General features: G+C 54.2%; 9 protein-coding genes and 3 pseudogenes. 9 read left to right on the plus strand and 3 right to left on the minus strand.

The features are described from left to right. Nucleotides 1-43: 43 nt before the first annotated feature. The 8 genes and pseudogenes from ygfM to IMQ48_RS03445 all read left to right on the plus strand — a co-directional run. Entirely contained in the window at nucleotides 44-823 is a 780-nt protein-coding gene (gene ygfM, locus IMQ48_RS03415; RefSeq protein WP_112217312.1) for a molybdopterin-dependent oxidoreductase FAD-binding subunit, read from the plus strand. Beyond that, on the plus strand, nucleotides 820-3,690 hold the full coding sequence (locus tag IMQ48_RS03420; protein ID WP_196207916.1) for a molybdopterin-dependent oxidoreductase Mo/Fe-S-binding subunit: 2,871 nt from the start codon (nucleotides 820-822) through the stop codon (nucleotides 3,688-3,690). Before ygfM ends, IMQ48_RS03420 begins: the two co-directional genes overlap by 4 nt. Before the next feature lie 557 nt (nucleotides 3,691-4,247). Beyond that, a complete protein-coding gene (locus IMQ48_RS03425) occupies nucleotides 4,248-5,648 on the plus strand; it encodes an NCS2 family protein (RefSeq protein ID WP_196207917.1) in 1,401 nt (466 codons plus the stop codon). A 15-nt stretch (nucleotides 5,649-5,663) separates the two neighbouring features. Then, nucleotides 5,664-6,980 (plus strand): guanine deaminase, encoded by a 1,317-nt coding sequence (gene guaD / locus IMQ48_RS03430; protein WP_196207918.1) that lies wholly within the window; start codon nucleotides 5,664-5,666, stop codon nucleotides 6,978-6,980. Between the two features lie 32 nt (nucleotides 6,981-7,012). Beyond that, nucleotides 7,013-8,380 (plus strand): guanine/hypoxanthine transporter GhxQ, encoded by a 1,368-nt coding sequence (gene ghxQ, locus IMQ48_RS03435; protein ID WP_196207919.1) that lies wholly within the window; start codon nucleotides 7,013-7,015, stop codon nucleotides 8,378-8,380. A gap of 86 nt (nucleotides 8,381-8,466) precedes the next feature. Beyond that, a complete protein-coding gene (locus IMQ48_RS03440) occupies nucleotides 8,467-9,912 on the plus strand; it encodes a nucleobase:cation symporter-2 family protein (RefSeq protein ID WP_196207920.1) in 1,446 nt (481 codons plus the stop codon). Between the two features lies 1 nt (nucleotide 9,913). Next, a complete protein-coding gene (locus IMQ48_RS22975; protein ID WP_227015978.1) occupies nucleotides 9,914-10,036 on the plus strand; it encodes a hypothetical protein in 123 nt (40 codons plus the stop codon). A 132-nt stretch (nucleotides 10,037-10,168) separates the two neighbouring features. Next, nucleotides 10,169-10,303, plus strand: a pseudogene (locus IMQ48_RS03445) (isopentenyl-diphosphate Delta-isomerase); the annotation flags it as partial. Between the two features lie 122 nt (nucleotides 10,304-10,425). Here the strand turns inward: IMQ48_RS03445 and IMQ48_RS03450 are convergent. Then, nucleotides 10,426-10,752: pseudogene (locus tag IMQ48_RS03450) on the minus strand (ISAs1 family transposase); the annotation flags it as partial. 137 nt (nucleotides 10,753-10,889) lie between these two features. Further along, on the minus strand, nucleotides 10,890-12,224 hold the full coding sequence (locus IMQ48_RS03455) for an NCS2 family permease (RefSeq protein WP_196207921.1): 1,335 nt from the start codon (nucleotides 12,222-12,224) through the stop codon (nucleotides 10,890-10,892). 197 nt (nucleotides 12,225-12,421) lie between these two features. Here IMQ48_RS03455 and adeD point away from each other — a divergent pair, with 197 nt between their 5' ends. Next, nucleotides 12,422-14,188, plus strand: a complete 1,767-nt coding sequence (gene adeD / locus IMQ48_RS03460) for an adenine deaminase (protein ID WP_196207922.1) — start codon at nucleotides 12,422-12,424, stop codon at nucleotides 14,186-14,188. 29 nt (nucleotides 14,189-14,217) lie between these two features. Here adeD and IMQ48_RS03465 read toward each other — a convergent pair. Continuing rightward, a pseudogene (locus IMQ48_RS03465) lies at nucleotides 14,218-14,628 on the minus strand (hypothetical protein); the annotation flags it as partial.

Here is a 14,628-nt window from a genome sequence, read left to right on the forward strand (position 1 = left end):
ACGCCCTCTTTCGTGCTGAAAGGGGGATTGATGAGGAAAGATTATGATCGAGCAATTTTTCAAACCAGACTCTGTAGAGCAGGCGCTGGAGCTCAAATCACGCTACCAGGATGATGCCGTCTGGTTTGCCGGAGGCAGTAAGATCAATGCCACTCCGACACGACCGGATAAGCGAATCGCCATTTCGTTACAGGACCTTGAGCTGGAATGGGTGGACTGGGACAACGGCGCGCTGCGCGTTGGCGCAATGACGCGTCTGCAAACCCTGCGTGATGCGCACTTCATTCCCGCCGCGCTACACGACGCGCTGGGCTTCGTCTACTCCCGCCACCTGCGCAACCAGTCAACCCTCGGCGGCGAAATCGCCGCACGACAAGAAGAGTCGGTGCTGCTGCCCGTTCTGCTGGCGCTGGACGCGCATCTGGTATTTGGCGACGGCAAGTGCCTGTCGCTGGAGAGCTATCTCGCCGATCCCGGCGCGCGGCTGATCACGGAAATTGTCATTAAAGACCCCTTCCGCCCCTGCGCCACGCGCAAAATCAGCCGCTCACAGGCGGGGTTAACCGTCGTCACCGCGGCGGTTGCCATCTCAGAACACGACGGCGTACATATCGCGCTGGACGGCGTGGCCGATGGTCCCCTGCGCCTGCGGGACGTGGAGTCGCAGCAACTGGAAGGCAGCGCGCTGGAGCAGGCCGTCGCCGCCGCAATTTTCCCTCAGCAGGATGTTCGGGGCAGCGTGGCCTATAAACGCTATATCACTGGCGTGGTTGTCGCAGACCTGTATGCCGACTGCCAGCAGATGGGCGAGGAGGTCGTATGATGATTCACTTTACCTTGAACGGCGCTGCGCGCGAGATGAAGGTCAATCCCGGCGCTAACGTACAGGCGCTGCTTTTCGGCCTCGGGATGCACTCGGTGCGCAACAGCGACGATGGTTTCGGCTTCGCGGGCTCCGACGCGATTCTGTTTAACGGCCGCATCGTGAACGCCTCCCTGCTGATCGCCGCTCAGCTTGAACAGGCGGAGATCCGCACCAGCGAATCGCTGGGCAAATGGAATCAGCTCAGTCTGGTGCAGCAGGCGATGGTCGATGTCGGCGTGGTGCAATCGGGCTATAACGATCCCGCCGCCGCGCTGATTATCAGCGATCTGCTGGATCGTATCGCCGCCCCGACGCGCGATGAGATCGATGACGCGCTCTCCGGATTATTTAGCCGCGACGCGGGCTGGCAGCAATATTATCAGGTGATCGAACTGGCGGTGGCGCGTAAAGGCGACCCGCAGATCGCTATCGATAGCGCCCCGACCTTCCGCGACGATCTGGCGATCGTCGGCAAGCTGTATCCGAAAACCGATGCGGCAACCATGGTGCAGGCCAAGCCCTGCTACGTGGAGGACCGCGTCACACCGGACGCCTGCATTATTAAAATGCTGCGCAGCCCGCATCCCCACGCGCTAATTACTCATCTTGACGTCAGCAAGGCCGAGGCGCTGCCCGGCGTGATTCACGTGATCACCCATCTTAACTGCCCTGATATCTATTATACCCCCGGCGGGCAGAGCGCACCGGAGCCGTCACCGCTCGACCGGCGGATGTTCGGTAAGAAGCTACGCCACGTCGGCGATCGCGTCGCGGCGGTTGTCGCAGAAAGTGAAGATATTGCATTGGCCGCGCTGAAGCTTATCGACGTCAAATATGAGGTGCTTAAGCCGGTGATGTCGATTGATGAGGCGATGGCCGATGACGCGCCGGTGGTTCACGATGAACCGGTGGTGTACGTCGCTGGCGCACCGGATACGCTGGAAGAAGATAACCGCCACGCCACCCAGCGCGGCGAACATATGATTATCAATTTCCCCATTGGCTCGCGCCCGCGCAAGAATATCGCCGCCAGCATTCACGGCCATATTGGCGATATGGAGAAAGGTTTCGCTGAAGCCGATGTGGTTATCGAGCGCACCTACTCCTCCACTCAGGCCCAGCAGTGCCCGACGGAACCGCATCTTTGTTTTACCCGCATGGACGGCGATCGTCTGGTTATTCACGCCTCTACCCAGGTTCCGTGGCACCTTCGCCGCCAGGTGGCGCGTCTGGTCGGCATGAAGCAGCACAAGGTTCACGTGATTAAAGAGCGCGTGGGCGGCGGTTTCGGCTCCAAGCAGGACATCCTGTTGGAAGAGGTCTGCGCCTGGGCCACCTGCGTCACCGGACGCCCGGTCTATTTCCGCTATACCCGTGAAGAGGAGTTTATCGCCAATACCTCTCGCCACGTCGCCAAGGTGACGGTGAAGCTGGGGGCGAAGAAAGATGGTCGCCTGACGGCGGTGAAGATGGATTTCCGCGCCAACACCGGCCCCTACGGCAACCATTCGCTGACCGTACCGTCCAACGGACCGGCGCTGTCGCTGCCGCTGTATCCCTGCGATAACGTCGATTTCAAAGTGACGACCTACTACAGCAATATCTGCCCAACCGGCGCTTATCAGGGCTATGGCGCACCGAAGGGCAACTTCGCCATCACTATGGCACTGGCGGAACTGGCGGAGCAGTTGCAGATCGATCAACTGGAGATTATCGAGCGCAACCGCGTGCATGAAGGGCAGGAGCTGAAGATCCTTGGCGCGATTGGCGAAGGTAAAGCGCCAACGTCGGTGCCTACCGCTGCCAGCTGTGCGCTGGAGGAGATCCTGCGTCAGGGCCGCGAGATGATCCAATGGTCGTCACCGAAACTGCACGCGGGCGACTGGCGGACAGGTCGCGGCGTGGCGATCATTATGCAGAAGTCGGGGATCCCGGACATCGACCAGGCCAACTGCATGATCAAGCTCGAATCCGATGGCACCTTTATCGTCCATTCCGGCGGCGCGGATATCGGTACCGGACTGGATACGGTGGTCACCAAGCTGGCGGCAGAAGTACTGCACTGCCCGCCGCAGGAGGTGCATGTCATTTCCGGCGACACCGATCATGCGTTGTTCGACAAAGGCGCTTACGCCTCATCCGGCACCTGCTTCTCTGGTAATGCGGCGCGTAAGGCAGCAGAAAATCTGCGGGAAAAAATACGCTTCCACGGCGCAGAGATGCTCGGGGAACAGCTAAGCGACGTTGAGCTGGTAGCCCCAGGCGTGGTGCGCGGTAAGCAGGGGGAAGTGAGCTATGCCGATATCGCCCACAAGGCCGAGACCGGTACCGGCTTCGGTACGCTGGTCGCCACCGCCAGCTATATCACTGCCGATTTCGCCTTCCCGTATGGAGCCAACTTCGCCGAAGTGGCGGTGAATACCCGCACCGGTGAAATCCGCCTCGACAAGTTCTATGCGCTGCTGGACTGCGGCACGCCGGTTAACCCGGAGCTGGCGCTGGGGCAAATTTACGGGGCGTCGATGCGCGCCATTGGTCATAGCCTGACGGAGGAGATTCTTTACGACGCACAGGGCCATCCGCTTACCCGCGATCTGCGCAGCTATGGCGCGCCGAAAATCGGCGATATTCCGCATGATTTCCGCGCGGTGCTGGTGCCAAGCGATGACAAGGTCGGCCCGTTTGGCGCGAAATCAATCTCCGAAATCGGCGTCAACGGCGCGGCTCCGGCGATTGCCACCGCCATTCACGATGCCTGCGGCGTCTGGCTACGCGAATGGCATTTCACGCCAGAGAAAATACTGAGCGCGTTAGGAAAACTGTAACCACAAGGGGCCGCTACGGCGCAGAGGAATCCCCGGATTGCGGCTAACGCCTTATCCGGCCTACGGGAACGCAGACGACTGAAGGCCTGTAGCCCGGACAGATGCGCAGCATCGCCTCCAGGAGGATTCTGCGGTCTTTCTCCCGGGGGCGGCGCAAAGCGCCTTGCCCGGGCTACGGGATCGCAGACGGCTGAAGGCTTGTCGCCCGGACAGATGCGCAGCATCGCCTCCAGGAGGATTCTGCGGTCTTCCTCCCGGGGGCGGCGCAAAGCGCCTTGCCCGGGCTACGGGAACGCAGACAACTGAAAGCTTGTCGCCCGGACAGATGCGCAGCATCGCCTCCGGGAAGATTCTGCGGTCTTGCTCCCGGGAGCGGCGCACAGCGCCTTGCCCGGGCTACAGGATCGCCGAAGACTTAAGTGATTCAATCAATATTAAATGCCGTCTGTGGATTGAGAACCGTCTTTCTCAGGGCCTCCTGTGCCCAAAATTCGCAGAATTTTAATCTGCTGAATCAGATGATCAAATTTGCTTATACCCATAAAGGGAGTAAAGGGATGTCTGATATAAACCGTGCAGGTTCCGATCTGATTTATGAACTGGAGGATCACCCTCCTTTTCACCAGACGATTGTGGGAGCGATTACCCATCTGTTGGCCATTTTCGTTCCCATGGTCACCCCCGCCCTGATCGTAGGGGCAACGCTACAACTCTCTGCGGAAACCACCGCCTATCTGGTTTCGATGGCGATGATCGCCTCCGGGATCGGCACCTGGCTACAGGTGAACCGCTACGGCATCGTCGGCTCCGGATTACTGTCGATACAGTCGGTGAACTTCTCGTTTGTCACCGTAATGATCGCCCTTGGCAGCGGTATGAAAAGCGACGGTTTTCATGAAGAACTGATAATGTCCTCGCTGCTCGGCGTGTCGTTTGTCGGCGCGTTTCTGGTGGTCGGCTCCTCGTTTATCCTCCCCTATTTGCGCCGGGTGATCACCCCGACCGTCAGCGGTATCGTGGTACTGATGATTGGCCTGAGCCTGATTAAAGTCGGCATTATTGATTTTGGCGGCGGCTTCGCGGCAAAGAGCAGCGGCACCTACGGTAATTACGAAAATCTCGGTGTGGGTTTATTGGTCCTGATGGTGGTGATTGGCTTCAACTGCTGTCGTAGCCCGCTGCTGCGCATGGGGGGGATCGCCATCGGCCTGGGCGTGGGCTACGTGGTGTCGTTGTGCCTGGGAATGGTCGATTTCAGCGGCATGAAAAACCTGCCGCTAGTGACTATCCCAATCCCCTTTAAATACGGTTTTCATTTCAGCCTGCATCACTTTCTGGTCGTCGGCACCATTTACCTGCTGAGCGTGCTGGAAGCGGTTGGCGATATCACCGCTACGGCGATGGTGTCGAGACGCCCAATCCAGGGTGATGAGTACCAGTCGCGCCTGAAAGGCGGCGTGCTGGCGGACGGGCTGGTTTCGGTCATCGCTTCCGCGCTTGGCTCCCTGCCGCTCACCACTTTTGCGCAAAACAACGGGGTTATCCAGATGACCGGCGTCGCCTCGCGCTATATCGGGCGCACCATCGCCGTCATGCTGGTGATCCTCGGCCTGTTCCCGACCATTGGCGGCTTCTTCACCACCATCCCCTCGGCGGTACTGGGCGGCGCGATGACGCTGATGTTCTCGATGATCGCTATCGCCGGGATCCGCATCATTATTTCCAATGGCCTGAAGCGCCGTGAAACGCTGATCGTCGCCACCTCTCTCGGGCTGGGGCTTGGCGTCTCTTACGATCCGGAAATTTTCAAAATCTTACCCGCCTCAATTTATGTGCTGGTGGAAAACCCCATCTGCGCAGGCGGACTGACCGCAATCCTGTTGAATATCATTCTTCCGGGCGGCTATCGGCAAGAGGACGTCTTGCCCGCAGTCGATTCAATGGAAGAAACGGATTAACTGTAAGGAGTTCACATGTCAGGAGAACACACGCTAAAAGCCGTGCGTGGTAGCTTTATCGATATCACGCGCACCATCGAACATCCCGAGGAGCTCGAATCGGCGCTGCGGTTTATCGAGGATGGATTGCTGTTAATTCGCGAGGGCAAAGTCGAATGGTTTGGCGAATGGGAAAAGGGAAAACATCGGGTTCCTGAGTCCATCCGGGTCCGCGATTATCGCGGCAAGCTGGTGATTCCGGGATTTGTCGATACCCATATTCACTACCCGCAGAGCGAGATGGTTGGCGCCTATGGCGAGCAGCTGTTGGAGTGGCTGAACAAGCACACCTTCCCCACCGAGAGGCGCTATCAGGACCTGGAATATGCGCGCGAAATGTCCTCTTTTTTCCTCAAGCAGCTGCTGCGTAACGGCACCACCACCGCGCTGGTCTTTGGCACCGTGCATCCGCAGTCGGTAGACGCCCTGTTTGAAGCCGCCAGCCATATCAACATGCGCATGATTGCGGGCAAAGTGATGATGGACCGCAACGCGCCGGAGTATCTGCTGGATGATGCCGAAAGCAGCTACCAGCAAAGCAAAGCGCTGATTGAACGCTGGCACAAAAATGGTCGCCTGCTGTATGCCATCACCCCGCGCTTCGCCCCAACCTCAACGCCGCAACAGCTGGCGATGGCGCAACGTCTGCGCCAGGAGTATCCCGACACCTGGGTACATACGCATCTGTGTGAAAACAAAGATGAAATTGCCTGGGTTAAAGAGCTCTATCCCGATCATGATGGCTACCTTGACGTCTATCACCAGTATGGTTTGACCGGTAAAAACTGCGTTTTCGCCCACTGCGTACATCTGGAAGAGAAAGAGTGGGATCGCCTGAGCGAAACCGACTCCAGCATCGCTTTTTGCCCCACCTCGAACCTGTACCTCGGCAGCGGGCTGTTCAATTTGCAAAAAGCCTGGCGTAAGAAAATCAAGGTCGGGCTGGGCACTGACATCGGCGCAGGCACCACCTTCAACATGCTGCAAACGCTAAACGAAGCCTACAAAGTGGTGCAGTTGCAGGGATATCGACTCTCGGCCTATGAGGCGTTCTACCTGGCAACCCTCGGCGGCGCGAAAGCGCTGGGGCTTGACCACCTGATTGGTAATTTCACTCCGGGCAAAGAGGCCGACTTTGTGGTGCTGGAGCCGACGGCGACGCCATTGCAGCAGCTACGCTACGACAACTCGGTGTCCCTGGTCGACAAGCTGTTCGTGATGATGACGCTGGGTGACGATCGTTCTATTTATCGTACCTATATTGACGGTCGCCTGGTGTATGAGCGCACCTGACGAAATCCTTCTATTCTGCTGAGGACATAACTATGTCTGGAGATACTCTGCCTACCCCGGATGCATCACAGCCCCACGGTGCACTGGACGCTTATTTCAAAATTTCGGCTCGCGGCAGTACGGTTCGCCAGGAAGTACTGGCGGGACTCACCACCTTTCTGGCGATGGTCTATTCGGTCATCGTGGTGCCCGGCATGTTGGGAAAAGCGGGGTTCCCGCCCGCGGCGGTGTTTGTCGCCACTTGCCTGGTTGCGGGCTTCGGTTCACTGCTGATGGGGCTGTGGGCAAACCTGCCAATGGCCATCGGCTGCGCCATTTCCCTGACCGCCTTTACCGCCTTTAGCCTGGTGCTGGGGCAGCACATCAGTATTCCCGTCGCCTTGGGCGCGGTTTTTCTGATGGGGGTAATTTTCACCGCCATTTCGGTCACCGGGGTGCGTACCTGGATCTTGCGTAACCTGCCGATGGGGATCGCTCACGGTACCGGCATCGGTATTGGACTGTTTCTGCTGCTCATTGCAGCGAACGGTGTCGGCATGGTGATAAAAAACCCACTGGAAGGGCTGCCGGTGGCGCTCGGATCGTTTACTTCCTTTCCGGTGATCATGAGCCTGTTGGGCCTGGCGGTGATTTTTGGTCTGGAAAAAAATCGCGTCCCCGGGGGGATCCTGCTGGTCATTATTGCCATTTCCATTATCGGCCTGATTTTCGATCCCGCCGTTCAGTATCACGGCCTGGTCGCGATGCCCAGCCTGAGCGGTGAAGATGGTAAATCACTGATTTTTAGTCTCGATATCATGGGTGCGCTCCAGCCCGCCGTTCTTCCCAGCGTGCTGGCGCTGGTGATGACCGCCGTATTCGACGCCACCGGCACTATCCGCGCCGTGGCCGGGCAGGCAAATCTGCTGGATAAAGACAACCAGATTATCAACGGCGGCAAAGCGCTGACCAGCGACTCCATTAGCTCCGTATTCTCCGGTCTGGTCGGTGCCGCCCCTGCAGCGGTCTATATTGAATCCGCCGCAGGAACCGCCGCCGGAGGGAAAACTGGCCTGACGGCAACCATCGTCGGCCTCCTGTTCCTGTTGATTCTGTTTTTATCGCCGCTGTCGTATTTGATTCCCGGCTACGCCACCGCGCCCGCGCTGATGTACGTGGGGTTACTGATGCTAAGTAACGTCTCGAAGCTCGATTTTGATGACTTTATTGATGCAATGTCCGGGCTGGTCTGCGCGGTATTTATCGTCCTGACCTGCAATATCGTCACCGGCATTATGCTGGGTTTTGTCACCCTGGTTGTCGGGCGCGTCTTCGCTCGCGAGTGGCAAAAGCTGAATATCGGCACCGTGATTATCACCCTCGCCCTGGTGGCATTTTATGCCGGAGGATGGGCAATTTAAGCGCCAGATGTGATGGGTCGAAAGGTTCGCCATTTTACTGCCCGGTAACCGATTTTGGCGCGTGCCGGGTTCAAGGAGAAATACACATGAGCGCCATAGATTCTCAACTTCCACCTCCCGCCGAACCCGGCGGCACCATCGACGAGGTTGACCGCATTTTATCGCCGGGAAAAATGGTCGTCCTCGGGCTACAGCATGTACTGGTGATGTATGCGGGCGCAGTGGCAGTGCCGCTGATGATCGGCGACCGGCTCGGGCTGAATAAAGAGGCCGTCGCGCTGCTGATTAGCTCCGATCTGTTTTGCTGCGGCGTGGTGACGCTGCTGCAATGCATTGGGATCGGTCGCTTTATGGGCATTCGTCTGCCGGTAATTATGTCGGTGACGTTTGCCGCCGTAACGCCGATGATCGCCATCGGGATGAATCCGGATATTGGCCTGCTGGGGATTTTTGGCGCAACCATTGCCGCAGGCATCATCACCACCTTACTGGCACCGCTTATCGGGCGCTTAATCCCGCTGTTTCCTCCGCTGGTTACCGGTGTGGTGATTACCTCTATCGGCCTGAGCATTATCCAAGTCGGCATCGACTGGGCTGCAGGGGGAAAAGGGAATCCGCAGTATGGCGATCCGGTTTATTTGGGTATTTCATTTGCCGTGCTCGTTTTTATCTTATTAATCACCCGCTTTGCCAAAGGTTTTCTGTCCAACGTTGCCGTATTGTTAGGCATTATTTTCGGCTTTGCGCTGTCGTGGATGATGAATGAGGTTAACCTCTCCGGTCTGCAGGACGCCTCGTGGTTTGCCATCGTCACGCCAATGGCCTTCGGTATGCCGGTGTTTGATCCGGTATCGATTCTGACCATGACAGCGGTGTTGATCATCGTCTTTATCGAATCGATGGGCATGTTCCTCGCCCTCGGGGAGATTGTCGGTCGCAAACTGTCTTCGCAGGATATTATCCGCGGACTGCGCGTTGATGGCGTGGGCTCGCTGATTGGCGGCTTATTTAATAGCTTTCCCCATACGTCATTTTCACAAAACGTCGGACTGGTCAGCGTGACCCGGGTATACAGCCGCTGGGTGTGTATTGCCTCTGGGGTTATTTTGATTCTGTTTGGCATGGTGCCCAAAATGGCGGTGCTGGTGGCGTCGATCCCGCAGTTTGTACTGGGCGGAGCCGGTCTGGTGATGTTTGGCATGGTACTGGCGACGGGGATTCGCATTCTGTCGCGCTGTAACTACACCACCAATCGCTACAACCTCTATATTGTGGCGATCAGCCTCGGCGTGGGTATGACGCCAACATTGTCACACGATTTCTTTTCTAAACTACCTGCCGTACTCCAGCCGCTGCTGCATAGCGGCATTATGCTGGCCACCGTTAGCGCCGTGGTGCTTAACCTCTTCTTTAATGGTTATCGCCACCATACAGAACTGGCGCAAGAAACGGCATCCTCGGGTGGAAAAGTCCGTACGGTACGCATGTGGTTGCTGTTGCAAAAGCTAAAAAAGAGCCAGCGGGAGGAGTGATATGAATATCTTACTGCGCTGTATTATTAGCCTTTTCTTACTGATGCTGATGGCGATCCCTGCCGTTTCTGACGGTATTGCGTTAGGCATTGAAAGCCGGTTTCACTTTCTGCTTCTTTTCTAAGCATCTCACTTCAAGCAGTTCCGTTTCTGTTACGGGACTGCTTCCCCCTATCGGTTAAATAGTCCGAAGTGTTAATTATTCCGTCGTATGAAGGCTTGTAATAGCGAGTGCTTAAGATTCTTGGTGGATACTATGCGACAGGGACATGTCATCTTGCTGGATGAGCATGATAAGCCTTCAGGTATGCTGGAGAAGTATACCGCTCACACCCTCGACACCCCTCTACATCTCGCGTTTTCCTGCTGGTTATTTAATGAACCAGGGCAAGATTACAAAAGCCCGCAGCCCGCAAAGACTGACGCGAAGTAGTTTCTGTCCATCGCTGCTTTTCTCATCTTTCTCTTCACTCCGGCCTTGAACTCTTTGTATTGCGTCAGAGTATTTACCGCAATATGCCTTATCCCTGCCAATAATTCGGCAGAATAAGAACGGCGCAGTGTTTTTCCATCAATCGCAATAATATTGCCATCATCTGAAGAATGGCAATCACGCATCCAGTTAATAAAACATTCATGAAATTTATTAAAATTGATACAGGACATAACTCTGGCAACGGTATCATGAACAGGAATACCATTTTCAAAACCACCATACTGTCTTAAAAAATCAATATGAGCATCACCAAAATCCTCGATATCTTCCCAACCCTCTGCTCCTGAGATAACAGAAAAAATAGTCAGAAGTAAGATATCCTATAACTTCTGCTCCACTTTCCAAGGTTAGCTTAATTTTTAAACAAAAAATTCACTTTACATGAACTTTCCCTGAATGCATAACATGATGATATTTAATGATTTGTAGACTAAGTAAGGCGCTAGCCGACACCCGGCAGAAATGCCACGGAACAAACTTTTTAGTCCACTAGTATAATTTTCAACGCAAATAGCAACGCAACCGCAATGACGCACAGATTCAGCTCACGCCATCTTCCACAGAAGATCTTCATAATGCAGTAAGCCAGAAAACCAAGCGCAATCCCCTCGGTGATAGAGAACGTGAAAGGCATCATTACCGCCGTGATAAAAGCCGGAACGGACTCGGTAAAATCATCCCAGTCAATACGGGCGAGGCTGGATGTCATCAACACGCCAACGAAAATTAAGGCTCCAGCCGTTGCATATCCCGGTACTATTTCAGCCAGCGGCGAAAAAAACATCACCAGCAAAAACAAAACGCCCACAACCACCGCTGTAAGACCGGTCCTGCCTCCTACCGACACACCGGCCGTGCTTTCAATATAGGCGGTCACCGATGAAGTACCAATAAAAGCACCGGCCACTGAACTCAAACTGTCAACATACAGCGCCTTATGCATATTAGGGAATTTACCATCTTTGCCAATTAAACCCGCTTTATCCGTCACGCCGATTAACGTCCCAGAAGAATCAAATAGATTAATCAACATGAATGAGAAAATGATACCAGCCAGGTCCAGCGATAAGGCACCGCGTATATCCACTTCGCCAATCACTCCGCTGATACCAGACGGTGCAGAATAAATACCATTAAAATGAACATCGCCAAAAAATAATCCACAACATGATGTGACGACAATTGAGACCAGCACCGCGGCATGGAAATTTCGTGAAGAGAGAACTGCGATAATAAAAAAACCAACAATCCCTAATAACACACCATGCGAAGTCAAATCGCCAATGGCGACTAACGTATCTTTATTCGCAACAATGACACCTGAGTTTTTCAGCCCCATCATTGCAATAAACAATCCTATTCCACTGGTGATACCTATGCGCAAACTCATTGGGATGTTTGCAATCATCCAGTAACGAATGCGAAAAAGCGTTAATAAAAATAACCCCACAGCGCCCCAGAATATTGCTCCCATCGCGGTCTGCCAACTCATCCCCATCGCCCCGACAACCACAAAGGCGAAAAAGGCGTTTAACCCCATCGCAGGAGCAAGGGCGACCGGAAGGTTTGCAATGAGTCCCATGGCAATGCTACCGATACCGGCAATCAAACAGGTGGTGACAAACACGACCTTCGCATCCATATGCGCTGCAGCTAAAATTTGCGGATTAACAAAGACGATATAAACCATCGTTAGAAACGTAGTGAGCCCGGCTATCGCCTCGGTGCGCACACAAGTATTATGCTGCTGTAGTTTAAAAAAACGGGAAAAACTACCTGCACTCTGATGAATGCTTTCGCTGTGTTCATTTTTCATGTTGTCCATCCACTGATGAATAATAATTTTTATGATACATCCACTTACTTTTCTCTCTTTTTAAATCATACCTAACTCGGAATTCAGTGATACCTATCACATCGTAAAAATCTATTTATCGATAAAATAAAAAACCACCACAGATGATAAAATGATAATTAAAGAATCAATTTGATAAATCAAAATGAGAAAACAAAATGATAAATATAATTAACTTTAAATATCACCAAATTAGCCGTCAAAACAGACAAGAATTGCTCGCCGTATCACGTGGAGAGGGAGTTGCAGATTATATTATTGATAATGTCACTGCACTTGATTTAATTAATGGCGGGAGTTTCGCAGGTCCCATAGTGATAAAAAACCAGCATATTGCTGGTATTGGCCCAGAGTATACCGATGCTCCAGCTCACCAGCGTGTCGATGCCCACGGAGCAACAGCAGTACCTGGCTTTGTTGATGCCCATTTGCATATTGAATCAAGCATGATGACCCCAGTTGCTTTTGAAACGGCAACTCTGCCGCGCGGCCTGACAACCATCGTTTGCGATCCCCATGAAATCGTCAATGTGATGGGGGAATCCGGTTTCGCCTGGTTTATTCGCTGCGCCGAGCTGGCACAACAAAATCAGTATATTCAGGTTAGCTCCTGCGTCCCTGCCCTAAAAGGTTGCGATTTAAACGGCGCCGATTTTACCCTTGAACAAATGCTCCGCTGGCGCGACCATCCCCTGGTCACCGGGCTCGCGGAGGTAATGGACTATCCCGGCGTTATCGCCGGAGAGCACGAAATTGCGGATAAAATAGACGCGTTCCGTACTCTGACGATAGACGGTCATTGCCCGGGGCTGAGCGGTAAAGCACTTAATGCATATGTTGCTGCTGGCGTCGAAAACTGCCATGAAAGCTATTCTCAACAAGAGGGCCGTGAGAAGCTACGGGCGGGAATGGGGTTAATGATCCGCGAAGGATCCGCTGCGAGAAATCTCGATTCGCTCGCACCGTTAATCAATGAAATGAACAGCCCACAATGTATGCTTTGTACCGACGATCGTAACCCTTGGGAAATTTCCCATGAAGGCCATATCGACGCGCTTATCCGCCGCCTTATTAACCAACACAATGTACCGCTGCATGTCGCTTACCGTATTGCCAGTTGGTCAGCCGCGCGCCATTTCGGCCTGAAGCATCTCGGACTGCTGGCACCGGGAAAACAAGCGGATATCGTCCTGCTTAGCAATCCTCAGCAAGTTGAGGTACAGCAAGTGTTTATTAAGGGAACGCCTGTCGATGAACACGCATTACTGCGCGCCGAGTCTGCAACGTTAGCAAAAACGCATCCCCCCTTAGGTAACACGGTTGCACGCCAGCCGGTATCCACCGCCGACTTTTCCTTCGATTTCACTCCCGGCAGACGCTATCGCGTAATTGAAGTCATTCCTAACGAGCTGATCACCGGCAACGGAGAGAGCCTGTATACTGGGGAAGGATTTGATCGAGAAGATATCTGCTTTATCAGCGTCCTGGAACGTTATGGCAAGCAAACTCCGCCTGCCTGCGGTCTACTGAGCGGCTTTGGTTTACGTGAAGGAGCACTTGCGGCAACCGTCAGCCATGACAGCCATAACATCGTTGTTATTGGCCGTAGCGCGCAAGAAATGGCCACGGCGGTAAATCAGGTTATCTCAACCGGCGGCGGATTGTGCGTCGTCCATAGTAACCAGGTCATGGCTCATTTGCCGCTACCTGTCGCCGGGTTAATGAGCACAGAAACGGCACAAACACTGGCGCAGCAAATAGGTTTGCTCAAAGCCGCAGGTAAACTCTGCGGCACTCTTCCCAACGAACCTTTTATCCAGATGGCGTTTTTATCACTACCGGTTATCCCAACGCTCAAACTAACCAGCCAGGGACTCTTTGATGGCAATAAGTTCGATTTCACTTCGCTGGAAATCACTGAGTAAAGCAGCGCCGCCCGCAATGGCGGCGATTATTACCAGTGCTCAGCCACTTTTGCCAGCCCTTGTCCCAGAGTGATTGCTTCCCCGGCAGCCACCAAACAGCAGGCTAACTGGATTCTCAGCGACTGGGGGAGCGGTTCGCTCCCTGTCACACAGCGCTCAATCCAGCGCGCGGTAACCTCCGGGTCTTTTGACTCTGGCAGCGCAACAGCCTGCGCTGTACCCATATCCTGACACTCGTTCAGCACACCCGTTCCTTCTGCGTCAATCAGGCTAATCTGCAGACAGCGCTTGGTTAATAAACTCGTCGGGTTACTGTAAATGCCCATCACAAATAACCGGGTGTCCTGCGGAAAGCTGTCAATATAGAAGTAGGCGTCACTTCCCTTTAATGGTGATAACGGATCAGATTTAACGGTTAGTAAGTCCAAAATAAGACTCAG

It is taken from the genome of Citrobacter sp. Res13-Sevr-PEB04-36, assembly GCF_015672735.1.
In the GTDB taxonomy this organism is placed as follows: Bacteria; Pseudomonadota; Gammaproteobacteria; order Enterobacterales; family Enterobacteriaceae; genus Citrobacter.

What these genes read in the sequence shown, in the direction of transcription:
- ghxQ (WP_196207919.1), top strand. Translation starts at nt 7,013, where the DNA reads ATGTCTGGAGATACTCTGCCTACCCCGGATGCATCACAGCCCCACGGT.
- ygfM (WP_112217312.1), top strand. Translation starts at nt 44, where the DNA reads ATGATCGAGCAATTTTTCAAACCAGACTCTGTAGAGCAGGCGCTGGAG.
- guaD (WP_196207918.1), top strand. Translation starts at nt 5,664, where the DNA reads ATGTCAGGAGAACACACGCTAAAAGCCGTGCGTGGTAGCTTTATCGAT.
- IMQ48_RS03420 (WP_196207916.1), top strand. Translation starts at nt 820, where the DNA reads ATGATGATTCACTTTACCTTGAACGGCGCTGCGCGCGAGATGAAGGTC.
- IMQ48_RS03425 (WP_196207917.1), top strand. Translation starts at nt 4,248, where the DNA reads ATGTCTGATATAAACCGTGCAGGTTCCGATCTGATTTATGAACTGGAG.
- IMQ48_RS03440 (WP_196207920.1), top strand. Translation starts at nt 8,467, where the DNA reads ATGAGCGCCATAGATTCTCAACTTCCACCTCCCGCCGAACCCGGCGGC.
- adeD (WP_196207922.1), top strand. Translation starts at nt 12,422, where the DNA reads ATGATAAATATAATTAACTTTAAATATCACCAAATTAGCCGTCAAAAC.
- IMQ48_RS03455 (WP_196207921.1), bottom strand. Translation starts at nt 12,224, where the DNA reads ATGAAAAATGAACACAGCGAAAGCATTCATCAGAGTGCAGGTAGTTTT.
- IMQ48_RS22975 (WP_227015978.1), top strand. Translation starts at nt 9,914, where the DNA reads ATGAATATCTTACTGCGCTGTATTATTAGCCTTTTCTTACTGATGCTG.